The organism is Burkholderia cepacia complex sp. TUM26381, from assembly GCF_057439935.1.
Window position 1 is genome coordinate 3,230,565 of record NZ_CM172006.1, and the last position, 26,575, is coordinate 3,257,139.

General features: G+C 64.1%; 23 protein-coding genes. 6 read left to right on the plus strand and 17 right to left on the minus strand.

Features of this window, described 5'->3' with window-relative positions; genetic code table 11:
* Positions 1 to 46 precede the first annotated feature (46 nt).
* The 3 genes from gpmA to ACWMMN_RS15195 all read left to right on the plus strand — a co-directional run bounded on the left by gpmA (position 47) and on the right by ACWMMN_RS15195 (position 3,457).
* Positions 47 to 793, plus strand: coding sequence for a 2,3-diphosphoglycerate-dependent phosphoglycerate mutase (gpmA, locus tag ACWMMN_RS15185; protein ID WP_021164239.1), 747 nt, complete (start codon positions 47 to 49; stop codon positions 791 to 793).
* Between the two features lie 255 nt (positions 794 to 1,048).
* Positions 1,049 to 2,599: a S41 family peptidase gene (locus ACWMMN_RS15190; protein ID WP_059233117.1), complete on the plus strand. Its 1,551-nt coding sequence runs from the start codon at positions 1,049 to 1,051 to the stop codon at positions 2,597 to 2,599.
* A 105-nt stretch (positions 2,600 to 2,704) separates the two neighbouring features.
* Positions 2,705 to 3,457, plus strand: coding sequence for a HesA/MoeB/ThiF family protein (locus ACWMMN_RS15195; protein ID WP_059233116.1), 753 nt, complete (start codon positions 2,705 to 2,707; stop codon positions 3,455 to 3,457).
* A gap of 68 nt (positions 3,458 to 3,525) precedes the next feature.
* Here ACWMMN_RS15195 and ptsP read toward each other — a convergent pair whose 3' ends face one another.
* The 7 genes from ptsP to ACWMMN_RS15230 form a co-directional block, all read right to left on the minus strand.
* Positions 3,526 to 5,298, minus strand: a complete 1,773-nt coding sequence (ptsP, locus tag ACWMMN_RS15200; RefSeq protein WP_059236597.1) for a phosphoenolpyruvate--protein phosphotransferase — start codon at positions 5,296 to 5,298, stop codon at positions 3,526 to 3,528.
* Positions 5,299 to 5,499: 201 nt separating this feature from the next.
* Positions 5,500 to 5,769, minus strand: coding sequence for an HPr family phosphocarrier protein (locus tag ACWMMN_RS15205; protein WP_486422814.1), 270 nt, complete (start codon positions 5,767 to 5,769; stop codon positions 5,500 to 5,502).
* A 73-nt stretch (positions 5,770 to 5,842) separates the two neighbouring features.
* Positions 5,843 to 6,313: a PTS sugar transporter subunit IIA gene (locus ACWMMN_RS15210; RefSeq protein ID WP_059233114.1), complete on the minus strand. Its 471-nt coding sequence runs from the start codon at positions 6,311 to 6,313 to the stop codon at positions 5,843 to 5,845.
* A 230-nt stretch (positions 6,314 to 6,543) separates the two neighbouring features.
* On the minus strand, positions 6,544 to 7,500 hold the full coding sequence (gene gshB / locus ACWMMN_RS15215) for a glutathione synthase (RefSeq protein WP_059233113.1): 957 nt from the start codon (positions 7,498 to 7,500) through the stop codon (positions 6,544 to 6,546).
* Between the two features lie 27 nt (positions 7,501 to 7,527).
* Entirely contained in the window at positions 7,528 to 8,817 is a 1,290-nt protein-coding gene (gene gshA, locus ACWMMN_RS15220; RefSeq protein WP_006477713.1) for a glutamate--cysteine ligase, read from the minus strand.
* A 244-nt stretch (positions 8,818 to 9,061) separates the two neighbouring features.
* Entirely contained in the window at positions 9,062 to 10,573 is a 1,512-nt protein-coding gene (locus tag ACWMMN_RS15225) for an ammonium transporter (protein ID WP_486422815.1), read from the minus strand.
* 37 nt (positions 10,574 to 10,610) lie between these two features.
* Entirely contained in the window at positions 10,611 to 10,949 is a 339-nt protein-coding gene (locus tag ACWMMN_RS15230; protein ID WP_038711752.1) for a P-II family nitrogen regulator, read from the minus strand.
* Positions 10,950 to 11,304: 355 nt separating this feature from the next.
* On the opposite strand from ACWMMN_RS15230, the gene ACWMMN_RS15235 reads away from it, so the two are divergent.
* Positions 11,305 to 11,556, plus strand: coding sequence for an accessory factor UbiK family protein (locus ACWMMN_RS15235; protein WP_006489451.1), 252 nt, complete (start codon positions 11,305 to 11,307; stop codon positions 11,554 to 11,556).
* A 313-nt stretch (positions 11,557 to 11,869) separates the two neighbouring features.
* Positions 11,870 to 13,468: a YifB family Mg chelatase-like AAA ATPase gene (locus ACWMMN_RS15240; protein ID WP_486422816.1), complete on the plus strand. Its 1,599-nt coding sequence runs from the start codon at positions 11,870 to 11,872 to the stop codon at positions 13,466 to 13,468.
* Between the two features lie 333 nt (positions 13,469 to 13,801).
* Here ACWMMN_RS15240 and ACWMMN_RS15245 read toward each other — a convergent pair whose 3' ends face one another.
* A complete protein-coding gene (locus ACWMMN_RS15245) occupies positions 13,802 to 14,374 on the minus strand; it encodes a hypothetical protein (protein ID WP_059233110.1) in 573 nt (190 codons plus the stop codon).
* A 162-nt stretch (positions 14,375 to 14,536) separates the two neighbouring features.
* Here ACWMMN_RS15245 and ACWMMN_RS15250 point away from each other — a divergent pair, with 162 nt between their 5' ends.
* Positions 14,537 to 15,073: a peroxiredoxin family protein gene (locus ACWMMN_RS15250; protein WP_174994451.1), complete on the plus strand. Its 537-nt coding sequence runs from the start codon at positions 14,537 to 14,539 to the stop codon at positions 15,071 to 15,073.
* Between the two features lie 97 nt (positions 15,074 to 15,170).
* Here ACWMMN_RS15250 and ACWMMN_RS15255 read toward each other — a convergent pair whose 3' ends face one another.
* The 9 genes from ACWMMN_RS15255 to ACWMMN_RS15295 form a co-directional block, all read right to left on the minus strand.
* Complete coding sequence (locus tag ACWMMN_RS15255) at positions 15,171 to 16,526, minus strand: sigma-54-dependent transcriptional regulator (protein ID WP_059233108.1); 1,356 nt, start codon at positions 16,524 to 16,526, stop codon at positions 15,171 to 15,173.
* Between the two features lie 343 nt (positions 16,527 to 16,869).
* Positions 16,870 to 18,939 carry a sensor histidine kinase gene (locus ACWMMN_RS15260; protein WP_226196439.1) on the minus strand — a complete coding sequence of 690 codons (2,070 nt, stop codon included), beginning with the start codon at positions 18,937 to 18,939 and terminating at the stop codon, positions 16,870 to 16,872.
* 4 nt (positions 18,940 to 18,943) lie between these two features.
* Complete coding sequence (locus tag ACWMMN_RS15265) at positions 18,944 to 20,233, minus strand: dicarboxylate/amino acid:cation symporter (RefSeq protein ID WP_059233107.1); 1,290 nt, start codon at positions 20,231 to 20,233, stop codon at positions 18,944 to 18,946.
* 586 nt (positions 20,234 to 20,819) lie between these two features.
* Positions 20,820 to 21,518 carry a hypothetical protein gene (locus ACWMMN_RS15270; protein WP_486422817.1) on the minus strand — a complete coding sequence of 233 codons (699 nt, stop codon included), beginning with the start codon at positions 21,516 to 21,518 and terminating at the stop codon, positions 20,820 to 20,822.
* Positions 21,519 to 21,604: 86 nt separating this feature from the next.
* Positions 21,605 to 22,306, minus strand: coding sequence for a hypothetical protein (locus tag ACWMMN_RS15275; RefSeq protein WP_081051787.1), 702 nt, complete (start codon positions 22,304 to 22,306; stop codon positions 21,605 to 21,607).
* 390 nt (positions 22,307 to 22,696) lie between these two features.
* The gene (locus tag ACWMMN_RS15280) at positions 22,697 to 23,284 is read right to left on the minus strand and encodes a hypothetical protein (RefSeq protein WP_155627109.1); all 588 of its coding nucleotides are present in this window, start codon (positions 23,282 to 23,284) and stop codon (positions 22,697 to 22,699) included.
* A 47-nt stretch (positions 23,285 to 23,331) separates the two neighbouring features.
* On the minus strand, positions 23,332 to 23,895 hold the full coding sequence (locus ACWMMN_RS15285; protein WP_486422818.1) for a hypothetical protein: 564 nt from the start codon (positions 23,893 to 23,895) through the stop codon (positions 23,332 to 23,334).
* The gene (locus ACWMMN_RS15290; protein WP_486422819.1) at positions 23,879 to 24,361 is read right to left on the minus strand and encodes a hypothetical protein; all 483 of its coding nucleotides are present in this window, start codon (positions 24,359 to 24,361) and stop codon (positions 23,879 to 23,881) included. The genes ACWMMN_RS15285 and ACWMMN_RS15290 overlap by 17 nt, the downstream gene beginning before the upstream one ends.
* Positions 24,333 to 26,504, minus strand: a complete 2,172-nt coding sequence (locus tag ACWMMN_RS15295; RefSeq protein ID WP_486422820.1) for a hypothetical protein — start codon at positions 26,502 to 26,504, stop codon at positions 24,333 to 24,335. Before ACWMMN_RS15295 ends, ACWMMN_RS15290 begins: the two co-directional genes overlap by 29 nt.
* Positions 26,505 to 26,575: the final 71 nt, after the last annotated feature.

Consider the following 26,575-nt stretch of genomic DNA (forward strand, 5'->3'; position numbering starts at 1 on the left):
CCGTGCGACGCGCCCCGCTTCCCTATCACTACCGACCGCAAGATCCATGTACAAACTCGTTCTCATCCGCCACGGCGAATCGACGTGGAACAAGGAAAACCGCTTCACCGGCTGGGTCGACGTCGACCTGACCGAACAGGGTCGCAACGAGGCCTATCAGGCCGGCGAATTGCTCAAGGAGGCCGGCTACACGTTCGACATCGCGTACACGTCGGTGCTCAAGCGCGCGATCCGCACGCTGTGGCACGTGCAGGACCGGATGGACCTGATGTACCTGCCGGTCGTCCATTCGTGGCGCCTGAACGAGCGCCACTACGGCGCGCTGTCGGGCCTGAACAAGGCGGAAACGGCCGCGAAGTTCGGCGACGACCAGGTGCTCGTGTGGCGCCGCAGCTACGACACGCCGCCGCCCGCACTGGAGCCGACCGACGAGCGCGCGCCGTTCAACGACCCGCGCTATGCGAAGGTGCCGCGCGAGCAGCTGCCGCTCACCGAGTGCCTGAAGGACACGGTCGCACGCGTGCTGCCGCTGTGGAACGAGTCGATCGCGCCGGCCGTGCGCGCCGGCAAGCAGGTGCTGATCGCCGCGCACGGCAACTCGCTGCGCGCGCTGATCAAGTACCTCGACGGCATCTCGGACAGCGACATCGTCGGCCTGAACATCCCGAACGGCGTGCCGCTCGTGTATGAACTCGACGAAAACCTGAAGCCGATCAAGCACTATTACCTCGGCGACCAGGACGCGATCGCGCAGGCGCAGGCCGCCGTCGCGAAGCAGGGCAAGGCAGGCTGACGCCCGCCGCGCCGGGCGCGCCGCGTCCGGCGCGGGGTGCCCGGCCGCGGCCCGCACCCCGCGCGAACCTTCGCGGCCCCGCTGCTGTCGAATCCGCTTTCGAACCCGCAGTGCGGCCGGCGGTGCCTTGCCGGGCCGGCTCCGGGCCCTGTTCGACGCTTTTCGCGCCGTTCCACTGAGTGATCGGACGAACAGTTATACTTGTCCGCTACATCCCCGCTACCGCCACGCGCTTCCCGACCGCACCAGATCTCTATGCGAATGAAATTGAAGAACATCGGCCTGATTGCCGCGGGCCTCGCCACGGGCGTATTCGCCACGCTGCAGGTTTCCGCATCGGCCGAGCAGACCGCCACGGCGCCGCTTCCCCTCGACCAGCTCCGCCTGTTCGCGGAAGTCTTCGGCCAGATCAAGCGCGAGTACGTCGAACCGGTCGACGACAAGAAGCTGCTGACGGCGGCGATCAAGGGCATGGTGTCGAGCCTCGACCCGCACTCGTCGTTCCTCGACAAGACCGACTATGACGAGCTGCAGGAGCAGACGAAGGGCCGCTTCGCGGGTCTCGGCATCGAGATCTCGCAGGAAGACGGCCTCGTCAAGGTGATCTCGCCGATCGAAGATACCCCCGCGTTCCGCGCCGGCATCCGTCCGGGCGACCTGATCACCCGCATCAACGACAAGCCGGTGCGCGGCATGACGCTCGACAAGGCCGTCAAGCAGATGCGCGGCGAGCCGGGCACCAAGGTCACGCTGACGATCTTCCGCAAGAGCGACGACCGCACGTTCCCGGTCACGGTCACGCGCGCGATCATCAAGGTCCAGAGCGTGAAGATGAAGATCCTCGATCCGGGCTACGCGTATGTCCGCATCACGAGCTTCCAGGAGCGCACGACGCCTGACCTCGCGGCGAAGCTGCAGGACATCGCGCGCCAGCAGCCGAACCTGAAGGGCCTCGTCCTCGACCTGCGCAACAACGGCGGCGGCCTGCTGCAGAGCGCGGTCGGCGTGGCCGGCGCGTTCCTGCCGCCCGACTCGGTCGTCGTGTCGACCAACGGCCAGATCCCCGATTCGAAGCAGGTCTACCGCGATACGTACGACAACTATCGCCTGCCTTCTTTCGACGGCGATCCGCTGAAGAACCTGCCGCCGGTGTTCAAGACCGTGCCGATGATCGTGCTGACGAACGCCTATTCGGCGTCCGCGTCCGAAATCGTCGCCGGTGCGCTGCAGGATTCGAAGCGCGCGCAGATCATGGGCAAGACGACGTTCGGCAAGGGGTCGGTGCAGACGGTCCGCCCGATGACGGCCGACACCGCGCTGCGCCTGACCACCGCGTACTACTACACGCCGAGCGGCCGTTCGATCCAGAACAAGGGCATCACGCCGGACGTGCCGGTCGATCAGTACGCAGACGGCGATCCGGACGACGTGCTCGTGACGCGTGAGGTCGACTACACGAACCACCTCGCGAACACGCAGGACCCGAACGAGAAGAAGGAACAGGAAGAGCGCGAGCAGCGCCGGATGGATCAGCTGCGCGTCCTCGAAGAGCAGAACGACAAGAAGACGCCGGAGCAGCGCCAGAAGGATCGCGATCGCAAGCCGATCGAGTTCGGCAGCACCGACGACTTCATGATGCAGCAGGCGCTCAACAAGCTCGAAGGCAAGCCGGTCCAGGAATCGAAGTCGCTGCTCGCCGAGAGCACGACGAAGAGCCCGGCCGGCAAGGCCGCTGCGGCCTCGAAGGCATCGGCCGCAAGCGCAAAGCCGGCTTCCGCACCGAAGCCCGCGTCGGCGCCGAAGTAAGCGCCGGCCGGCATCCGACGGGCCATCGCGGGAAGACCGCGATGGCCCGTTTTTCATGCGCGCCTAAAATAACGACACGTCCGCCCGCCTCGCCCACGACTCCCCATGAACGACGATCAACTCCTGCGCTACTCCCGACACATCCTCGTCGACGAAATCGGCATCGAGGCGCAGCAGCGCTTTCTCGATGCGCATGCGATCGTCGTCGGCGCGGGCGGCCTCGGCTCGCCCGCCGCGATGTACCTCGCGGCCTCGGGCGTCGGCACGATCACGCTCGTCGATGCCGACACGGTCGACCTCACGAACCTGCAGCGGCAAATCCTGCACGTGACGGCATCGGTCGGCCGCAGCAAGGTCGAATCGGGGCGCGACGCGCTCGCGCAACTGAATCCCGGCGTGACGGTGCATGCGGTCGCGGAGCGCGTCGACGATGCCTGGCTCGATGCGCACGTGCCGCGCGCGACCGTCGTGCTCGACTGCACCGACAACTTCGCGACGCGCCACGCGATCAACCGCGCGTGCGTCGCGCACGGCGTGCCGCTCGTGTCGGGCGCCGCGCTGCGTTTCGACGGCCAGATCAGCACGTTCGACTTCCGCGATCCGGCCGCGCCCTGCTATGCGTGCGTGTTCCCGGAAGACCAGCCGTTCGAGGAAGTCGCATGCGCGACGATGGGCGTGTTCGCCCCGACGGTCGGCATCATCGGCGCGATGCAGGCGGCCGAAGCGCTGCGCGTGATCGGTGGCATCGGCAAGACGCTCAACGGGCGGCTGATGATGCTCGATTCGCTGCGGATGGAATGGACCACGATGAAAATCGCGCGCCAGGCCGACTGCCCCGTGTGCGGGGGCCGGCACTGACGCGCGGCGGGCATGCGCCGGGCGGCGCACGCGTGACACTTCACTACAGTTAGCGGCGGCTTGAACGCCTACGCAGCCGCATCCGCACGCGGCTCGGCGACCGACAACCGCTGCAGCGCCGCCTGCACTTCTTCGGGTTCGAACGCGGCCAGCACGTCGGCCGTCGGCTTCTCGAGCGCCTTCAGATGCGCGCGCAGGATCTCCTGTTTCACGACGAGCAGCTGGCTCGGGTGCATCGAGAACTCGGTGAGCCCCATCCCGAGCAACAGACGCGTGAGCGCCGGATCGCCGGCCATCTCCCCGCACACCGACACCGACACGCCCGCGCGTTTCGCTTCGCGCAGCGTATAGGCAATCAGGTGCAGCACGGCCGGATGCAGCGGGTCGTACAGGTGCGCGACCGCGTTGTCGGCGCGGTCGATCGCGAGCGTGTACTGGATCAGGTCGTTCGTGCCGATCGACAGGAAATCGAACCGCTTCAGGAACAGCGGCAGCGCGATCGCCGCGGCCGGAATCTCGATCATCGCGCCGATGCGCACGTTCGGATCGTAGGCGAGCCCCGCGTCGTCGAGCTGGCGCTTCGCCTCGCGGATCAGGTCGAGCGTCTGGTCGATCTCCTGCGCGTGCGCGAGCATCGGGATCAGGATCTTCACCTGGCCGAACGCGGACGCGCGCAGGATCGCGCGCAGCTGCGTGAGGAACATCTGCGGCTCGGACAGGCTCCAGCGGATCGCACGCAGGCCGAGCGCCGGGTTCGGCGCCGTTTCATAGCCTTCGTCGAGCGCCTCGAGCGGCTTGTCCGCGCCGACGTCGATCGTGCGGATCGTCACCGGCATGCCCTTCATCCACTCGACGGCACGCTTGTACGCGGCGAACTGCTCCTCCTCTTCCGGCATCTCCTTCTGATGCATGAACAGGAACTCGGAGCGGAACAGGCCGACGCCGACCGCGCCGGCCTCGACGGCCGCCTTCGCGTCGTCGGGCAGCTCGATGTTCGCGTACAGCTCGATCTTGGTGCCGCACAACGTTTGCGTCGGCGAGAACTTGAGACGCTGCAGCTTGCGTTGCTCCAGCTGCTTCTCGGACTGGCGGTACGAATATTCCTCGAGGACGATCGGCGCAGGATCGACGATCACGATGCCCTGGTCGCCGTCGACGATGATCAGATCGTCCTGGCGGATCAGCGCGCTCGCGTGCTGCACGCCGACCGCGGCCGGAATGCCGAGGCTGCGCGCGACGATCGCGGTGTGCGACGTGCGCCCGCCGAGATCGGTGACGAACGCCTGGAACGACTGCGTCTTGAACTGCATCATGTCGGCCGGCGCGATGTCGTGCGCGACGACGATCATCTCGTTCGTGCCGTTCTTGGCCGCGCGGTCGAGTGCCTGCGACGCGGACGGCGCGCCGGCGAGCGCCTTCAGCACGCGCTCGACCACCTGCTCGATGTCGGCCTTGCGCTCGCGCAGGTATTCGTCCTCGATGTCGTCGAAGTGGCGCGTGAGCAGTTCGAGCTGCTCGGTCAGCGCCCATTCGACGTTGTAGCGGCGCGCGCGGATCAGGTCGATGGTTTCCTGGACGAGCATTTCGTCGCTCAGGATCATCGCGTGAACGTCGATGAATGCGCCGACTTCGCTCGGGGTGTCGTCGGTCAGGTCGGCGCGCAGCGCTTCGAGTTCGTGATGCACGACGTCGAGCGCCGTGCGGAATCGCTCGACCTCGGCGTCGATCTGGTTGGCCTCGACCAGGTAATGGGCGACGTCGAGCGCCGCCGGCGCGATCAGATACGCTCGCCCGATCGCGATACCACGTGAGACGGGAATGCCATGCAGCGTGAAGGACACGCGCACCTCCTCTGTACAAGTAAAGCCGCGGCACACTGCTGCGATGCGCTTATGACCCCGGTTAGCGATTATAAATTCCGCGACTCCCCGCTGACTGCATGCACCGCAGCATTGCGCATTCCGCATCAATGCTTCCGACGAAAAAAATGCCGCGAAATCCGCGGCATTCTGACTGGAAACGGCAACGATCCCGCGTGGCGATCACTGTCCTTCGCCGAACTTGTCGGCGATCAGCTTCAGCAGCGCGTCCATCGCCTCCTGCTCGTCGGTCCCTTCGGTCTCGATCGTCACGGTGCTGCCGATGCCGGCCGCCAGCATCATCACGCCCATGATGCTCTTCGCATTGATCTTGCGCCCGTTGCGCGTCATCCAGACTTCCGACTGGAAGTTGCCGGCCAGTTGCGTAAGCTTGGCCGATGCGCGCGCATGGAGCCCCAATTTATTGACGATGGTGGTTTCTTGTTGAAGCATGATTCTCGGTCGGGTCGGTCGGGGCCGCCGGCGGCGCGCGTCGGCGGTGCTGTCTAAAACGGAAAACGGGCAATCAGTGCGATTCGGTGCGCGGCTGCGGTTCGGGCGGAATCGGCGCGCACTGGCCGCAGCCGGTTTCCGTCGGCGGCGGCGGCGTGCCGGACGACACCTCGTGGACGCCCTTCGCGCCGCCGGACAGCGCCTTGTCGACCAGCTTGTCGAGCGGCACGGTGCGGTAGCAGACGGCCCGTACGAGCATCGGCAGGTTCACGCCCGCCAGCACGCGCACGTTGTCGATTTTCGCGAGCTGGCCGGCGATGTTCGCGGGCGTCGCGCCGTACATGTCGGTCAGCACGATCACGCCGTTCTCTTCCTTGAGCCGCGCGAGTTCCGCGTGCGCGAACGCCATCACCTGGGCCGGATCGTTGTCCGCCATCACGTCGATACAGCCGATGCGGGCGGGCACGCCGCCGTAGATGTGCGCGATGCAGTCCCGCAGCGCGGTGGCGAGCGGAGCGTGCGCGATGATCAGGATCCCGGCCATGTCAGATCGCTCCCGGCCGCCCCTGGCGGGCCGATACCCCGCGGCGGGGCAATGAGCGTAGCGAGTGTGGGAAACGTTTCATGTTCAGCCTTGCAACAGTATCGGCCCGACCGCCGGGCCTTCGGTGCGCCGATCACGGCACCGGGCAGCGGGCATTGTAGCAGGCCGGTCAAGCTGCTCCGGCGACGGGGGACCTGCGCGGCCGCCGCCGGGGTTGCGCGGGATGCGGCCTATGCGGCCGCACGCTCCAGCGCGTCGATGAACATCGCGGCGACGTCGAAGCCCGTTTGCTCCATGATCTCGCGGAAGCACGTCGGACTCGTGACGTTCACCTCGGTCAGCCAGTCGCCGATCGCATCGAGGCCGACCAGCAGCAGCCCGCGCGACGCGAGCACCGGGCCGAGCGTGTCGGCGATCTCGCGATCGCGGGCCGTCAGCGGCTGCGCGACACCCAGGCCGCCGGCCGCCAGATTGCCGCGCACCTCGCTGCCCTGCGGAATCCGCGCGAGCGAATACGGCACCGGCTCGCCGCCGATCAGCAGGATGCGCTTGTCGCCGGCCTTGATCTCGGGGATGAACTTCTGCGCCATCACGGAGCGCGTGCCGTCGTGGCTCAGCATCTCGACGATCGAACCGAGGTTCATGCCGTCCGGCTTCACGCGGAACACGCCCATCCCGCCCATCCCGTCGAGCGGCTTCAGGATCACGTCGCCATGCTCGGCGTGGAACGCGCGCAGCCGTTTCGCGTCGCGCGTGACCAGTGTCGGCGCGACGAACTGCGGAAACTCGCCGATCGCGAGCTTCTCCGAATGGTCGCGGATCGACTGCGCCTTGTTGAACACGCGGGCGCCCGCGCGCTCGGCCAGCTCGAGCAGCCAGGTCGACGTCACGTACTCCATGTCGAACGGCGGATCCTTGCGCATCAGCACCGCGCCGAACGATTCGAGGCGGCGCGCGTCGACCGGGCCCGCTTCGAACCACGTCTCGCGATGCAGGTCGTCCAGCTCGCCGACGAACGTGATGCGCCGCACGTCGGCCTCGACCGAGGTGCCCGTCCACGCGAGGTGGTTCGGCTCGCACGCGTACACCGCATGCCCGCGGCGCGCGGCCTCGGCCATCATCGCGTAGGTCGAATCCTTGTAGATCTTGAAGCGCTCGAGCGGGTCGGCGATAAAGAGAATGTCCATGCGGGTCCTGTACGTAGCGAAGGTCCGTTACACCTGGATGGCTTCGGGATCGGTCTTTTCCAGTTCGATCGACGACGCGATCAGCGACAGCCGCGCGACAACGCCGTACATGTAGAAACGGTTCGGCGGCGCGGCACCCGGCTTCGCGCCGGCATCCGGCAGCGCGGTGTGCTCGAAGCCGAGCGGCACGTAGTGCATGCCGGGCGCGTTCAGGTTCTGGTCGCGCTCGCGGCCGCCGTGCGTGCGGTAGAAACCGCCGACCACGTAGCGGTCGATCATGTACACGACCGGCTCCGCGACTTCGTCGCCGACGCGCTCGAACGTGTAGACGCCCTCCTGCACGATCACGTCGCGCACCGCGAGGCCGGCCTTCGACTCGGCCATCTGCGCGCGCTCGGCCTTCGTCATGCGGCCGATCTCGGCCGCATCGTGCACGGTCATCACGCCGCGCCCTGCGGTGCCCGCGTCGGCCTTCACGACGACGTACGGCTTCTCGCTGATCCCGTATTCGCGATACTTGCGCGCGATCTTCTTCAGCACGCCGTCGATTGCGTCGGCGAGCGCCTGCTCGCCTTCATGCGCCTGCCAGTCGACGCCTTCCACGTGCGCGAAATACGGATTCACCATCCACGGATCGACGCCGACCATCTTCGCGAACTTCTTCGCGACGTCGTCGTAGCACGAGAAGTGCGTCGACTTGCGGCGCACGGCCCAGCCCGCGTGCAGCGGCGGCAGCAGGTACTGCTCGTGCAGGTTTTCCAGCACGGCCGGAATGCCGGCCGACAGGTCGTTGTTCAGCAGGATCGAGCACGGATCGAAATTCTTCAGGCCGAGGCGGCGCTGCGAACGCTCGAGCGGTTCGAGCACGATCTTCTGGCCGTCGGCCAGCGTGATCGGCGTCATGTCGGTGATGCTCGGGTCGAGCGAGCCGAAGCGCACGTTCAGGCCGGCCTGGCGCATGATCGTCGCGAGGCGCGCGACGTTTTCGAGGTAGAACGCGTTGCGGGTCGGCAGCTCGGGAATCACGAGCAGGTTCTTCGCGTCCGGGCAGATCTTCTCGATCGCGGCCATCGCGGCCTGCACGGCAAGCGGCAGCACTTCGGACGGCAGATTGTTGAATGCGCCGGGAAACAGGTTCGCGTCGACGGGGGCCAGCTTGAAGCCGGCGTTGCGCAGGTCCACCGAACAATAGAACGGCGGGGTGTGTTCCTGCCATTCGAGCCTGAACCAGCGTTCGATCGCAGGCGTCGCGTCGAGGATCTTCTGCTCGAGTTCGAGCAGCGGACCGTTCAACGCGGTAACGAGGTGGGGAACCATGAATCACTCGCGAGCGGGAGAATGAAGATTGTAGAGCAATTGCCCTGCCCATTTGGGGATTGTTCCCGGCTTCGCAAGGGTTTCGAGGAAGATTTCGGCTATTGACCCGATAGCGCGCAGGGTTATGCGCTCCGGCAGTGGATGGCAGGAGAAAAAAAGCCCGCCGGGTGGGGCGGGCCGAAGTCGCTGCGCTCATTCGTGACGGGCGCCGTCTGCGCGGCGGCCCGCCGTTCATCCTTATGACTTATTCGACGTGCTCGCCGTGCAGGACCACGTCGAGGCCTTCGCGCTCTTCCTCTTCGGACACGCGCAGGCCGATCGTCAGGTCGATCAGTTTCAGCAGCACGAAGCTCAGCACGCCGCTGTAGACCAGCGTGATCAGCACGCCCTTCGCCTGCAGCAGCAGGCTGCCGTCGGCGCCGCCGATGTCCTTGACCGCGAATACGCCTGTCAGCAGCGCACCGAGAATCCCGCCCACGCCGTGCACGCCGAACGCATCGAGCGAATCGTCGTAGCCGAGCTTCGACTTGAGCCACGTCGCCGACCAGAAGCACACGACGCCGGCAGCGATGCCGATCACGAGTGCGCCCGTCACGCCGACGAAGCCGGCGGCCGGCGTGATCGCGACGAGACCCGCGACCGCGCCCGACACGATGCCGAGCACCGACGGCTTGCCGTGCGTGAGCCATTCGGCAAACATCCAGCCGAGCGCCGCGCAGGCCGTCGCGACTTGCGTCGTCAGCATCGCGAAACCGGCGCGGCCGTCGGCCGCGACCGCGGAACCCGCGTTGAAGCCGAACCAGCCGACCCACAGCATCGAGCCGCCGATCATCGTCAGCACGAGGTTGTGCGGCGCCATCGATTCACGGCCGAAGCCGACGCGCTTGCCGAGCATCAGGCACGACACGAGGCCAGCGATACCGGCGTTGATGTGCACGACGGTGCCGCCCGCGAAATCGAGCACGCCGTCCGACGACAGCCAGCCGGTCGGCTCCCACACCATGTGCGCGATCGGCACATAGACGATCAGCGACCAGAGCGTCATGAACACGAGCATCGCCGAGAACTTCATCCGGTCGGCGAACGCGCCGCAGATCAGGGCCGGCGTGATGATCGCGAACGTCATCTGGTAGACGAAGTAGACCGATTCCGGAATCGTCGTCGCGAGATGGCTGACCGTCAGCGTCGTCGCCTTGTCACCCTTCACGTACGTCATCCCGTGCAGGAACGCGCGCGACAGGCCGCCGATGAAGCCGTTGCCGGGCGTGAACGCGAGGCTGTAGCCGACCACCGTCCACAGCACCGTGATCACCGCGGTGATCGCGAAGCTCTGCATCACCGTCGCGAGCACGTTCTTCTTGCGGACCATGCCCGCGTAGAACAGCGCGAGGCCGGGGATCGTCATGAACAGCACGAGCGCGGTCGACGTCAGCATCCACGCGGTGTCGCCCGCGCTGATCTTCGACGAATCGACCGAGAACGGCTCGGTCGGCGCAGCCGGTGCGGCCGGTGCGGCCGGCGCGGAGGCGGCGGCCGAAGCGTCGGCGGCGCCCGAAGCCGGTGCGGCAGCAGCGGCGGATGCGGCGGTGGCGGCCGGCGCCGATGCAGCCGGAGCGGCGGCAGCCGAGGCGTCGGAAGCGGTGGCGGCGGGCGCGGACGCAGCCGCGGCGGACGCCGCGTCGTCGGCGAGCGCGGGGCCGACGCCGGCCGCGATCAGCGAGCCGGCCATCAGCAGGGACATCAGAAGTTTGCGCATCTTGGGTTTCCTCTTGTCGCTTGTCTTGTCTGTTCTGTTACAGCGCGTCAGCGCCGGTCTCCCCGGTGCGAATCCGGATCACCTGCTCAATCTGCGTCACGAAGATCTTGCCGTCGCCGATCTTGCCGGTGCGCGCGGCCCGCTCGATCGCTTCCACCGCCTGGTCGACGAGATCGTCGGACACGGCCGCCTCGATCTTCATCTTCGGCAGGAAATCGACCACGTATTCGGCGCCGCGGTACAGCTCGGTGTGCCCTTTCTGGCGCCCGAACCCTTTCACCTCCGTCACCGTGATGCCCGAGACGCCAAGCGCCGACAGCGCCTCGCGCGTCTCATCGAGCTTGAACGGCTTGATGATTGCGGTAATGAGTTTCATGAAGTCCTCTCGCTGGGTTGTCCCGTCGAATTGGTTGGAATGTTGTAACGGACTCTTCTCAGCAACTCGCATGCCATGTTGGCCCGAGACCCGTGTCGAATGGCTCCGGAACGGGGTCGCATCCCGTGATGTAAGGTGCAGAAGCCCGGCCGAATGGCCAACGTGGCCCGGTTTGCTGGCGCGGCGAAAGGAACGTTGCTAGAGTGCACGCACGTCCCGGATTGCCGGGCCATTCACCCATGCGGGCGCCATGCCCGGAATTCGCGCCCCCGGCGCACCATTTCCGGTCATGCGTGCATCATGGGCACGTACGCAACTGAAGATGCACATTTTTTGTGCAAGGAAGGGGAATCACATGAAGCAACCCAGCGACGTTTTCAACGATCTGCAGTCGCGCGTCAGCGACCTGCTGAAAAACTCGCCGGCCAAGGACGTCGAGCGCAACGTGAAGGCCATGCTGTCGCAAGGCTTCTCGAAGCTCGATCTCGTCACGCGCGAGGAATTCGACACGCAGGCCCAGGTGCTCGCCCGCACCCGCGTGCGCCTCGAGGAACTCGAAAAGCGCGTCGCGGAACTCGAGCAGAAGCTCGCCGCGCCGCAAGCCTGACGCGCCGCCCGGCCCAAGGTCCGGGCGCGGGCCGCCTCGTGCAGCCCGCGCCCGCCGCCCCGAAGGTGTTCCGCCGCTCCCCGTAGTCCGTCGTTCTTCGCAGCCCCCCGCTCTTCGCCGTCCATCGCTCTTCGCCGTCCATCGCTCTTCGCCGTCCATCGCTCTTCGCAGTCCATCGCTCTTCGCAGTTCGTCGTTCCGCAGTCCTTCGTTCTTTCCCCGCGCCACGCCGGCACGCGCGCACCGATTTCTCCGATTCCCGCGGCATGCGGCCCCGAACGGCCGTCGTCCGTCTGTCATGCAGGAGCCTCGCCATGTCGCTTGCCGTGGTGCGCAGTCGCGCACCCGCCTCCGGCCGCGCGCCGGACGTTACCGTCGAAGTCCATCTCGCCAACGGGCTGCCCTCGTTCTCGATCGTCGGCCTGCCCGATCTCGAAGTCCGCGAAAGCCGCGAGCGCGTGCGCGCCGCGCTGCAGAACTGCGGATTCGAATTCCCGGTGCGCCGGATCACCGTCAACCTCGCGCCGGCCGACCTGCCGAAGGAATCGGGCCGGTTCGATTTGCCGATCGCGCTCGGCATCCTTGCCGCGAACGGCCAGATTCCGGCCGACGCGCTGGCCGGCCGCGAATTCGCGGGCGAGCTGTCGCTGACGGGCGCGCTGCGGCCGATGCGCGGCGCGTTCGCAATGGCGTGCGGCGCCGCGCGGGACTGGCGTGCAGGGGAAACCGGATCGGAATTCGGCTCGGGCCCGAAGGCCGTCGCGATGCCGGGTTCCGCGGCGGCATCACGCGCGCCCGAGCTATACCTGCCGTTCGACAGTGCTGCCGAGGCCGCGCTCGTACCGGGCGTGACCGTGTTCGGGGCGCGCGACCTGCCCGCGCTGTGCGCGCACCTCGCCGATGCGCCGGACGGGCGGCTCACGCCGGTCGCGGCGCCGTGCCTCGACGGCCTGCCGGCGCCGGCGGCACCCGACCTCGCCGAGGTGGTCGGCCAGCGCGGCGCCCGGCGCGCGCTCGAAGTCGCCGCCGCGGGCGGTCATCACATGCTGATGGTCGGGCCGCCGGGAGCCGGCAAGTCGATGCTGGCCGCGCGGCTGGCTGGCCTCCTGCCGCCACTGACCGACGACGAGGCGTTGACTTCGGCGGCGCTCCTGTCCGCGAGCCGCCTCGGCTTCTCGCCCGCGCAGTGGCGCCGGCGGCCGTTCCGTTCGCCGCATCACTCGTCGAGCGCCGCCGCGCTGGTCGGCGGCCGCAACCCGCCGCAGCCGGGTGAAATCACGCTCGCGCACCTCGGCGTCCTGTTTCTCGACGAGCTGCCGGAATTCGACCGGCACGTGCTGGAAATGCTGCGCGAGCCGCTGGAAGCCGGCCGCATCACGATCGCGCGCGCGGCCCAGCAGGCCGATTTCCCGGCCGCGTGCCAGCTGATCGCCGCGATGAATCCGTGCCCGTGCGGCTGGCACGGCGATCCGTCCGGGCGCTGCCGCTGCTCGCCGGACGTCGCCGCGCGCTATCTGCGCAAGCTGTCGGGGCCGCTGCTCGATCGCATCGACATCCAGATCGACCTGCCCGCGCTGTCGCCGGCCGAACTCGCGTCGCGCACGACGGCGCCCGGCGAGCCGAGCGCGGCGGTGGCCGCACGCGTCGCGCAGGCGCGCGCGCTGCAGCTCGGCCGGCAGGGCAAGACGAATCACATGCTGAGCGGCCGCGAGACCGACGACCTGTGCCGGCCGACCGACGAAGGCGAGCGGTTGTTGCGCGAGGCCGGCGAGCGTTTCGGCTGGTCGGCGCGTGCGTATTTCCGCGTGCTGAAAGTGGCGCGGACGATCGCCGACCTGGCCGGCGACCCGCTGCCGACGGCCGCGCAGATCGCCGAAGCGATCCGCTACCGGCGCGCGCTCACGGCGCTCTGAGCGCCCTCGGAGGACAAAATCCGGCTGTCAAGACTTGACTTATGCACAATTTCGCGAATCCGGCCCCGGATCGCGACACGCCGGGGCCTTTGCGCGACGGAATCCGCATCCCTTTGTTTTCATTGATTTTTCTCAAACGGCGAGCGAGCGGCCAAACGGGCCGGAAGGCCGTCCGGCATGGCTCAGCGGGAAATCCGGACAACTTTTCAACAAAGTTATCCACATGCGCTGTGGATAGCCGAAAAAACCTCGCAAAATCCGGTCACTAGCGTCGAAAGCTGCGAATGAACTTTCAATTGTCACAGTATGTCCGAGCGCCGTCGCCGGCCGTGATCAATCGAGTTTGAACGAGCCGAAAAACTGGTCGAGCTGCTCCTGCGCGAGCGGCCCGTCGGCGATCACGACGGCCTGGTACGCGTGCCGGCCGCGCGCGGCGAGCCGCGCGACGATCGTCTTGCGTGCGCGATCGCCGCCGGCGGCCGCCCCGGCGATGCGCAGCTCGAGCCCGTTCACCGCGCCGCCGGCCGCGAGCGGCACCGGCACCGACGCCGTCTGCGGCGCGCCTTCGAGGTTGCGCGACAGCCCGGCGCGCAGGAATTCGAGCGCGGCGCGGCGTGTGTCGTCGCGGTCGTCGGGCAGCGTCAGCGTGCCGACCGCGAACACCGCGCCGTCGACGTGCGCGGCCTGCATCCGCATCGGCATCGTCGTGCCGCCGATCGCCACCGGCTGCTCCTCGACGGTCGGCTTCGCCGGCAGGTCGATCGTGTAGCCGGCGTCGTTGTGCAACGTGCGCCAGTCGAACGACGGCGAGCACGCCACCAGCGTGGCGCTCACGCAAGCGAGCGCGGCGAAGTGTCGCAGCGGGCGAAAAAGGGGGCGCAACGAATCGATGACTTCCTTCGGCATGGCGTGGATCGCGGCAGGCAAAAACGGGCATTATCCGCCGAACCTGAAAACCGGGATGCGTGGTGGCCGCCGGTGCGCGCGCCGCATTCGCGCTAAAATAAGCGCCGAATTTCGACGTCCTTTGCATCGACCCGCGTCATCGACCGACTCCGAGAGCACCAGATGAACACCACGCCTCCCGCCCGCCGCAGTGCCGGCCCCGTCCGCTACATCGTCGCGGCTGCCGTCGTCGCGGCCATCGCCGTCGCCGGCTTCTTCGCGTTCAACGGCAAGTCCAGCGTGCCGGACGCGACGTTCACGCTGCTGTCGGGCCAGAAGGTCTCGACCGCCGGCGACCTGAAGGGCAAGGTCTATCTCGTGAACTTCTGGGCGACGAGCTGCGCGACCTGCATGCAGGAAATGCCGCAGATGGTCGATACCTACAATCGCTTCAAGGGTCAGGGTCTGGAATTCGTCGCAGTCGCGATGAACTACGATCCGCCGATGTACGTCGCGAACTATGCGCAGACGCGCCAGCTGCCGTTCAAGGTCGCGCTCGACGACGGCAGCGTCGCGAAGCAGTTCGGCAACGTGCAGCTCACGCCGACGACCTTCGTCGTCGACAAGGACGGCAAGATCCTGAAGCGCTATGTCGGCGCGCCGCAGTTCGCGGAACTCGACGCACTGCTCAAGAAGGCGCTCGACGGCAACGCGGCCTGAGCGCCGCCAGATCCGGCTCGAAGGGCCGCCCGCCGCGCCCTTCCCGCACCAACGGACCGTACGACCGGACAACCCGGTTCTACGGTCCGTTTGCTTTTCAGCGCTCGGTTTCGCCTTTCGCCGACAGCCCGTAGCGTTTCATCTTCTCGTACAGCGTCGCCTTGCCGACGTGCAGCCGGTCGGCCGTCGCGGCAACCGCCCCGCCCGTCTGGTTCAGCGCCTCGGCGATCACCGCGCGTTCGAACTGCTCGATGCGCTCCTTCAGCGTCTGGTCGTTGTCCGCGTCGTCGCCGCCCGCGCCCGTTTCCTGCGGCATGTCGGCCACGCCGAGCACGAAGCGGTCGGCCGCGTTGTGCAGCTCGCGCACGTTGCCGGGCCAGTCGCGCTGCATCAGGCTCGCACGCTGCCGGTCGGTCAGCACCGGCGCGGGCCGCCCGTAGCGCACGGCCGCATCGAGCATGAAGTGCTCGAACAGCGGCACGATGTCCTCGCGGCGTTCGGCGAGCGGCGGCAGCGCGATCGTCACGACGTTGAGCCGGTACAGCAGGTCGCGCCGGAACGTGCCGGCCGCGACGAGCTCGCTCATGTCGCCCTTCGCGGCCGCGACGACGCGGCAGTTCACGCGGATCGGCTGATTCGAGCCGAGCCGCTCCAGCACGCCGTCCTGCAGCACGCGCAGCAGCTTCACCTGCAGCGCGAGCGGCATGCTTTCGATTTCATCGAGGAACAGCGTGCCGCCGGACGCGTATTCGAGCTTGCCGACGCGCCGCTTCGCGGCGCCCGTGAATGCGCCGGGCTCGTAGCCGAACATTTCCGATTCGAACATCGGCTCGGGCAGCGCGCCGCAATTCACCGCGATAAACGGCTTGTCGCGGCGCGGCGACAGCTCGTGCAGGCTGCGCGCGATCAGTTCCTTGCCGGCGCCCGTGTCGCCGTTGATCAGCACCGACGCATCGGTCGGCGCGACGTTCGCGATCAGCTTGCGCACCTGCTCGATCGCGGGGCTGCGGCCGATGATGCGCGGTGCGACGACGTTCTGCCCGGCCAGCTCGCGCCGCAGCGCGTGGTTCTCGAGCACCAGCTCGCGGCGCTCGAGCGCGCGGCGCACCGTCTCGATCAGGCGCTCGGCCGCGAACGGTTTTTCGATGAAATCGTACGCGCCGTCGCGCATCGCCTGCACGGCCATCGAGATGTCGCCGTGACCGGTGACGAGAATCACCGGCACGTCGGGCACGCGCTCGCGGCACTGCGCGAGCACGTCGAGCCCGCTCGCGCCGGGCAGCCGGATGTCGCTGACGATCGCGCCGGCGGTGTCCGCGACGATCGCCTTCTCGGCCGCTTCGGCCGACTCGAAGCCGGCGACGTCGAAGCCCGCCAGTTGAAGGCTCTGCACGCTCGCCCGGCGAACGAGCGCATCGTCTTCGATATAGATCACTTGCAGCCGGTTGGCCATCGTACTCACTTGCTCCTGACAAGCCGCGCGGCGGTCTCGCGCGCGGCTGCGTTGATGCCGGTCGTGCACCGGCCGGGCCTGCGACGGGTCTGGGGCCGGTTCACGCCAATAACGGGCTTGCGCTGTCCACCGGAAGGGCCGAGCGCAAGGAATACGACGAAGCGAACACTCGACGTATTCGCGAGGAGTATGACGCAGCGATCGGCCCTTCTGGCGGACAGCCCCACGAACGACGCTTTCCAAACAGCGGAACGAGCCTTTCCGCCCGCATTGCGGCGTCGTTCGTCGCTTGTCCCCCAAGGGGACTTCCTTCGGGGCGTTTGGCTCGGCCAAACAACGCCCCTCACTCCTTGCACTGCGAGCGGAAAGGCTCGTTCGCAAGCCCGCCATCCGCGTGAACAGGCCCTGGCGAACCCGCCGGCTCGGATACGGAGTCCGGATGATGCGTGCGTGCGCGCCGCAGCGTCAAGACGAACAGCGCACCGCCCGACGGCGCATTGCGCGCGGTCAGCGCGCCGCCCGCGTCGCTCGCGATCGACGACGAGATGGCGAGGCCGAGCCCGAGCCCGCGCCCCATTTCCTTCGTCGTGAAGAACGGTTCGAACAGGCGCGGCAACAGGTCGGGGGCAATGCCGGAGCCGTTGTCGCGCACTTCGACCGCGAGCGTCGCGGCCGACACCGCGATCGTCACTTCGATCGCCGGCGCCGCGACGCCGGCCACCGCGTCGAGCGCGTTGCCGAGCAGGTTGATCAGCACCTGTTCGAGGCGCAAATCCTCGCAGCGCGCAACGAGCGCCGGATAGTCGCGCGCGAGGTCGAGCGGCTCATCGTGCGCGGGCGACACGGTTGCATCCTGCAGCGTCAGCGTGAGCGCGACGCCGCCCAGGCGCTCGCCGAGCAGCGACAGCACGCTGCGCAGCGCGCGCACGACGAGCGCACGCTCGTTGCGCGGCTTCGCGCGACCGACGAACAACTTCAGCTGGTTCGTGATCTTGCCCATCCGCTCGGTGAGCGCCGCGATCGCCTCGAGGTTCTCGCGCGCGGCCGCCTGCTCGCCCCGGTCGAGCAACACGCGCGTGTTGTCCGAGAAGCTGCGCAGCGCCGCGAGCGGCTGGTTCAGTTCATGCGTGATGCCGGCCGCCATCTGGCCGAGCGCGGCGAGTTTGCTCGCCTGGATCAGTTCGTCGTGCGCGGCGCGCAGCTCCTGCTCCGCGTGGATCCGGTCTCCGACTTCCTTCTGCAACTGCTCGTTCGCTTCCGACAGGTCGGCCGTACGCTCCTCGACGCGCCGGTTCAACTCCGCGTACGCCTGCTGCAGCAGTGCGCGGCCGCGGATCATTTCGCGCACGCGCGCGCGGCGCATCCGCCAGTAGAACGCGAGCAGCGCGACCGACACGAAGCCGAAGCCCGTAACGATCGTCGCGTTGCGCGCATCGGTGTCGACGGGCGCGATCGGCGCGAGCGTGACAAGCAGCCAGTCGGGCTCGCCGATCCGGCGCTTGCTGGCGAGGAAGCGCGGCGCGCGCCGGCCCGGGCCGAGGCGCACGATCTCCGCATCGGCGCCGAGCGTCTGCTCGATGCGCAGCGGCAGCGGCGTGACCGGTTGCTGCGCGTACTGGCGCGTCTCGTAGATCGACGCGGCAACGGGGCCCGTGAGCGGACGCAGCGTGTGGTACTTCCATGCGGGCACCGACGACAGGAACACGACGCCGTGATCGTCCGCGACGACGAGCGGCTCGGACGCATCGGCGCCCTGGAACCATTCGAGGTTGAGCTTCACGACGACGACACCCGCGATCTTGCCGTCGCGCCACACGGGCTGCGAGATGTAGTAGCCGGGGTCGCGCGAGATCGTGCCGATCCCGAAGAAGCGGCCGACCTGGCCGTTCATCGCATCGACGAAATACGGGCGGAAGCGGTATTCGATCCCGACGAAGCTGTCGGGCGCGCGCCAGTTGCTGGCGGCGACGCACAGGCCGTCCGCGCCGATCACATAGGTGACGGTCGCGTGCGCGTGTTCGTTGAGATCTTCGAGATAGCGGTTGACGCGCGCGGTGTAATCGCCGCGCTTCGGCTCGGCGAGCAGGTCCTGCACGTACGGATGGCTGCCGAGCAGATAAGGCAGCGATTCGTAGCGATCGAGCGTGCTCTTGAGCGCGTTGGTGGTGCGGTCGACGCGCACCGCGGCATTGCGCTGCAGCTCGGCGACGCCGCGCCGCCAGGTGATCGTCCACGTCAGCGCGCACGCCGCGACGAGCGCGGCGGCAAGCACGACGAGGATGAACAGGCGGCGCGTCACGGTCGTGGCTTCCTGGCGATGCGGATCGCCTATTGTGTCATAGGCCTCCGCATCCCCGCGCCGATCGCCGCGTGCCGCGCTGCCGGCGGACGGCGCCGCCGCCTGCTCCTTCATGACGTCAGACGCCGGCCGTCTCGGTCGGCGTGACTTCGCCGCCGCCCTTCAGTGCCTGGCGCAGCTTGTTGCGGTCGAGCTCCTTCTCCCATGCCGACACGACGACCGTCGCGACGCCGTTGCCGACGATGTTGGTCAGCGCACGGCATTCGCTCATGAAGCGGTCGATGCCGAGGATCAGCACCATGCCCGACAGCGGGATCGTCGGCACGACGGCCAGCGTCGCGGCGAGCGTGATGAAGCCCGCGCCCGTCACGCCGCTCGCGCCCTTCGACGTCAGCATCGCAACGGCCAGCAGCGTGAGCTGCTGCATCCACGTCAGTTCGATGTTGGTCGCCTGGGCGATGAACAGCACGGCCATCGTCATGTAGATGTTGGTGCCGTCGAGGTTGAACGAATAGCCGGTCGGCACGACGAGGCCGACGACCGAACGCGAGCAGCCAGCCTTCTCGAGCTTTTCCATCAGCTGCGGCAGCGCGGCTTCCGACGAGCTCGTGCCGAGCACGATCAGCAGCTCTTCCTTGATGTAGGACACGAAGCGGATGATCGAGAAACCCGTGAAGCGCGCGATCGCGCCGAGCACGACGAGCACGAACACGACCGACGTCAGGTAGAACGTGCCGATCAGCTTGAGCAGCGGCACCAGCGAGCCGACGCCGTACTTGCCGATCGTGAACGCCATCGCGCCGAACGCACCGATCGGGGCCAGCTTCGTGACGATGTGCACGATGCCGAACAGCACGCGCGTGAGCCCGTCGATGAAGTCGGTGACGACCTTGCCGCGCTCGCCGAGGTGTGCGAGCACGCTGCCGAACAGCAATGCGATCAGCAGGATCTGCAGGATTTCGCCCTGCGCGAACGCATCGACCATCGTGTTCGGGATGATGTGCATCAGGAAGTCGACCGTCGACTGCCCGTGCGCCTTCGCCGCGTACGACGCGACGGCCTTGCCGTCGAGCGTCGCCGGATCGATGTTGAAGCCGACGCCCGGACGCAGGATGTGCGTGGCCGCGAGGCCCAGCAGCAGCGCGAAGGTCGACACGATCTCGAAGTACAGCAGCGCCTTGCCGCCGACGCGGCCCACCTTCTTCATGTCCTCCATGCCGGCGATGCCGGTGACGACCGTACAGAAGATGATCGGACCGATCACCATCTTGATCAGCTTGATGAAGCCGTCGCCGAGCGGCTTCATGTCGGTGGCGAGCGCCGGGTAGTAGTGGCCGAGGATCACGCCGACGATGATGGCGAAGATCACTTGCACATAGAGCACTTTGTAGAAGGGTTTCTTCTTCACGATGGTTCCTGCTGAAGTAGATGAGCCGGTGGAAACGGCGTCACGCGCGCAGAAAGATGACGCTGAAGGGGGGCAATGCCCCCCTGGGCCATTCGCCTGCGCGGCTGCCGTGCCGCAACAAGCGATGCCTCAGGACATCCGACAGGGGAGGAAGGCATTGGTCATCGATTGTCTCCTTGGTTTAATAGTCGGGCCGGGGGACGGCCGTGCGCTTTATATTGCAAGGTCGATGCCAGGTTTCCGGAACCCCTCAAGCCGTTGTTTTCATTGTATTTCTCATAATGCGGCAGGCAAGGAAATCCGGGATTCCGGATTTCCGGAAAATATTCGTCCGGGGATTCGGACGGATGGGTGGATTCTTCCGATGAATTGGTGCTGCACGGCGTGACCGGTCAGCAGGCCCGTCTGCGCGTAGAAGTCCTGCTGCTCGAATGCGTCGCGCTCGCGGCTCGATTCTGCTTGCGAGAAACTTGCTTATCCACGGCGGAGCTGCCTCCGGCATCCGAGGCCGGCCTGGCCTTCAGGATGGGCTGGCGGCCGTGGTTGGCTTGGGTTCGATCAACCTGAACTCAAGAACTAGGTCAGGTTAGTTTCCTGGGCCTCGTTCTTGGTCGCAATCCTCTGTCCCATTCATGTACCTCTGCGCTTTCTCCGGGGAGACATCTTTTAGTCTGTCAACCTCATCACAACGGGAGTCAGGTGTGCAGGTCATTAAAGATATTTCATATACGTCATCGACAGGAATGAAGCCCATAGCACTAACGAGGATCAATCTATCGTTTTTTACCTGATAGCTATAACGCACCGATTGCACGTCCCCACTGCCACTTTCGATTGAAAATATTTCACCGCATTTTGCCTTAGAACGATAAAGCCTTGGCGCCTCACCAATGTATTGGTACAACTTTTTCTTCTGATCAAAAACCCAATACCACATACCATCCCCCGACCTTCCCCTACCATTTGCTACCCCAAGGCCGCGCCCACCACCATTTTTTAATTCAATATCAGAATCGATGCTTATAGAATAAGCCCGATTGTCAATGGAAAAATTATAGCCTTGCTTATTTTTCCCGGTAAGCATACCAACAAAGACGCGCCCACCATCATCGCCACCGCAATACTCAACCTCCACCGTCGACACAGTACTCACCGTTGTTTCTATGCGAACCTCCTTCAGATCGCTATAAACACACCTCTCAGATGCAGATGACGGGGAATAAAATATAAACGGCGAAACAATCATAATGAAATATATTTGCAGAGCCGCCGTCTTGTTCTTCATGAACACATCCTGATTCGCAACAAATTCTCGGCATCACCGAAGCTCATCACAAATAACCTTCTTTACCGTCTCAACCTGGCCGTCACTCAGCGGGATTTACGATAAACCCCGGTAAAGCTGACGTTGTTTCCCCCGCAGTTGCGGTTGTCCGCCACTACGAGCAGATCACCGAGCAGCCGCGCAGTGACCTTGCAGGCGTGTTCGTTTTCATGCGTGCCCGAGTTTTCGCTAACTTCTAAGCGATTGCCCTCCGGGGCATTGCGAGCCGTAACACTTCCGAGGTTGGGACCACTGGGGCGCGTCTGAGGATCAGGGTTGGCGCTGGGCCAATAGGCGTCACCGTTCACGGTCACGGTGCCATCTCCGTTGGGGATCAACTGCAGCGTATCGTCACCGCGCCGCCACCGCCCAGCCCAAGTCCGCAAAGGTACAACCGTTGCCGTCGGCAGTAGTCGCAACCCGTCGGCTATGACCCAGCCAGCGCTTCCCCCCGCTTTATTGGGATAGAAAACACATCGATAGCCGCCCTTTGAGCGACCGACAATCAGCGTATCGCGTTCAATGACATAGGCCCGCTGTCGGCACACGGCTTCGCCCTTCAACGGGCACCCATCCGTATCCTTGAGCAAGTACACGTTGGGCTTGGCCGTTACCCTGGCCAGGGAAAATGTGTTATTCGCCAAGGGAAAATTGCCATTACGGCAACTACCGTCGTCAGTCGGTGTTGCATTTACCTGCAAGACTGCCGAGCTTGCCAACAGCAAGGCCAAATATCGCCATCCCTTCATATCGCGCTCCAACAGGCGGGTTGGACATCTGAAAAGCAGATGTCAGGGACTACGGGTTGATTGGGCCTCAATGATTGCATTCGCTGTGAAATTTCTCTGCAAGTCGCACTCATGTAGCACCACCATTGATTTAAATTTTCGGCATCTCGTTTAAATATAGATTTCGAGAGTTTTTAAATTTACAAAATCATCGGACATGTAATAAAACACCACCCTCCGAATTCTACACAGAGCCCCCTCAACCTCAATCGCCCATTTAGGGACATAATATATTATTGATACCCGCCAAATTCATCACCATTAGCCAATACAACGACCTGAGCCCCCCATGAAATTTTGCTTTCCACGAGGTCGTGTACAAACTCAACGAAAGCTTGACGCGCAAGTCATTTACCGCGTCAGCCTACCCTTCGGGATGGGTACCTGTCGGCGAATCGTCATGACGTTCCCAAGACGATCGGTATAAGTAATCACAAATCGGTGATCTTCGACTACAGCCTCTTTAACGGCAACAAAAGCATCCAACCCTTTGGGTATATCCAACGCAACCTCCCTAACGACTCGAGATTGCTTTGAGAACATGGCGTACATAGGAAGAGGATTCCGTTTGCTGAGCAAAACAACGCCACGATCCACGTCATAGGCTTCGACGAAGGGGAACGGACCACCCAGCCCTTTCCTCTCGCTATAGAAGTAGGTTGCCGAACACTGCGTTCCGCAATGAAGGTCAATAACAAAAACCCCGGAATTCATTGATATATTCGTTGGTGCACTAGGGTGATCGATGATCTTCTTCTCACCGACAGCTCCGGACGCGTAGATTCCGCAATTCACGCCGCTGTCAGATTCCTGGCATCGCACCTTGATCTGAACAGAACCGCCAGGAAAGTTCGTTGACTCATCCAACGCGACTGCTAAAGCACAATTTGCAATCAGAACAAGACAACCACATACGATAAAACTGAAAACCCTCACCACCGACACCTTCCGTATTCTTCTCTCGTTCACTCGGCACCAAGAACAGGTCATTTCATGATTGTGCAACCATGCATCATCGATGTTATCGCCCGAACCTTCGCACCATCGTTGCTCAAAACAAAATACCTTTCGTTACAAATCTCTTGACTATCATCCTGAGATTCAGCGTGATATTTAACTTGAATCAGAAAACTGTCTGGACGACTATATAGATCAATGACGGTAGTCCGCCCCTGCGCATCCTTCATTGGCTCAATGCCATTGTTAGAAAACTCTGCGAGCGCCGTTGATTCCCGTCCACTCGAAAGATCAGAAAGTGTAAAGTATCGACACTCCGCGCCGCAGCTATGTCTGGCAATATAAAATCGACCGCCTGCATTCACATCGGGCTGACCTATCAGCTTCCCATAATTATCTCGCCACAACCCCTCGTCCCTTCTAGCAAAGGACGGAATCTGTAGTGAACCACGATACACATCCGCCCGATACTTCGAGAATGTTGGAATTTCATTTTGAGCACTGGAAGTCGAAACGTAGAAATTCTGAGCAACAATAAATATGATGAATAAAATGCGCCGCAAGATGCACCTCTTATCAATCAATAAGATCATCTAGTGCACCTCGACTCGCTGCCAGATCGGATTTTCCGGCAAGCTCATCACGAACGAACGTGGTGAATTTTGCATTCAATTCTTCCCAGCTTACTCCTCCTTGATCATACGGAGCCCCTGGAAAACTTGCCCACTCCAGCTTGCAATTTGCCTGAAAAACAGCCTTCGAAAGGTCTCCATTCTTTATGAAATCAAGCGCCTTTCTTTTCATTTTTAGAATAACTACGCAATACCTATCCTGCGAGACGGGCGAGAAATCGCTCACATAAAATCGCTCTCGCCACTTTATCGACGGGGGATCATCCCATGTGTAACCCATGACCTGATAAGCGCCAGCGGCAGTAGAACTGTATCCCGAATCTTTAATTAATATCCTCGGATGATCAGCAAATGACTTACCAAAGTCCTTTATGAACGATTTACCGCCAAAAAGCCTCTCATATCCTGCGCCCCCCTGTGCCCTCACTGTATCTTACTGTTCGAAGAAATGCTCTAACACGCGCCTCCTCAATGGAAATACTACCATCAAGAAAATTATTCAATTGTCCAACGGGGTGAATATGGAACACAAACGGATCGACCGGAAAGTCCTTAATTTTCCCAGCGACCGCATCCCACCACACTAATTGTGTGATACGCGCTTTCTCCGCCTCCCAAGCCGTCTTAGATGACGGGGGAATCAGCGCATCGTAGGCATCCCACGCCTTCTTGTCTGCCTTCCACTCACTCGGATAGCGCAGGATCACACGCGATAGTTGGCGGATGGTGTCGTGATCGCGTTGAGCTGCCTTCACTTCGGCCAAGGTGAGCTGACCGTCGTGATCGGCATCGAGCAGCGCTCGCACTTCGCGCAGCGGCACGTCGAGATCGGCGTCCTTCAATCCCAATCGCCCGCGCTGAAACTCCTCCATCTGCTTGAAGTCGGCAAAATAGCTGCCGTAGGCGGCCGTGGTTGGCTTGGACTCAATCAGTTTGAAGTCCACCCACTCATGCGGCGAGTGCAGGGAAACACCAGCATGGCCCACTTCGCCTACCCAGCCGATGGCGGTGGTGCCACTGGTTTTCAGTTGCACCTGCCACCAGCCGTTACCCGCTTCATCCAGGGCAAACACCTTGGGTAGTTCCGTGGGGATTTGTCTGTCCGGTCTCGATTGCTGCATCATGAGCCGCGACACATGCTGCGGCTGCACACCGTTCTTGGGGCCGTTGGCTGCGAACGTCAGTGGAAAACTTCCCCACCCTTGCGGCAGATCGGCCGTCAGCAATTTACGTCCTTGGATACCGACCAGCGTGGCGTACGTGTCTTTGGTGATCCAAACGGGCGTCTGACTAATAGCCTCGACGAAAACCCCGCGGAAGCGCGTAGCTCCAGGTTGACCGACCGTCCCCTGCCGCGGCACGCGAACAATTTCCGCTGCCGCGTACACGGCCCCATCGTTGAGACGGAACAGATTGGCCTCCTTGGCACCCGTCGGCAACTTGGCTTTGCGGTCGATCCACTGCATCGCCCCCATAGGCTTGACCTTGACGTACAGCGCATCGTCAGGCGGCGTACCATCCAGCGCGACAATGGTATTCACCGGCAACAAACCAGCCTGCGGTGGTGCGAGTACCGGGTTATGCAACTGGGTATCTGGCGCCACCCGCAGCAGCGTTTTCTGCTGAGGCGTGGCCTTTGCCGCAGCAGCGCGACTCTTTTCCAGAAACGCGCGCAGTTCCGGGCCGACGATGATCTCGTGGTGCATCAGCTTGCGGCTCTGCCCCGGATCCTGTACTCGCCGGTACTCACCCATGTGGCCCAATAGTTCGCCAGCTTTGACCGCCGGCGGGCTCGCTGGCGTAACCACAACATCAAAGTCCTCCGGCGCCTGGCCTAGTGCTTCCAGCCAGCTCATCGAGACCCATCCGCTATGCGCGGTGGCAGGCACCTCCGTCTGCGCGGTCGATGGCGGCACGATCGCTTTCTCGATCACGCGCTTAATCTTGACCCACTGTTTGTCGCGCTGGAGTACCGTGAAGCGAGCACCGTGTGGCAGGTAGCCAAGGACGGGCGAGTCTTTGGCGAACGAAGGTTTTGCACGCACGCTCAAACCGATGACCGGCTGATCGGTGGCCCCTTTCGGTACAGTTTGTTTCTCTTTGGCGGTTTCTTTGACGCGACAGATCTTGGCCGGCCAGTACGCGGGGCGCTTGACCACACTCCCCATGCGTTCGTATTCGCCAAACGAACGCAGGTGCATTGCCAAGCAGAAATACGTGAGCTTATTGCCGGTCGGGTATTCCAACGTATGCCGTGTCAGAACAAAGCCGGTACTAAAGGCGGCCGAGGTGGATTCGGCGGTCGTCGGCACGTTGCCCCCTACGGGGGAGGTGGGGTAGTCGCGATTGATCCGGTAGGCGACCACCTCGCCTTTGGTCATGGCGCCGATGCCCTCGTCGAGGGACAGTAGGTTGGCCATCGCCGACTCATAGTGAATGCCGCTATGTACGCCCGACGGTCCGAACACGTAATAGCCGCCGCTGGCCATGCCGAGCGCGCTGTAGTAGACATCGGCGTCGACCACGTCCTTTCCGGCCTTGTCCTTGAAGGGGTATTTGTAGTTAGCCATAAAATTCCGCGTGCTTAGGCATCGCCCGAGAAGGTCAGGTAGAAAGCGTCATCCGGCGGATCACCGAATAC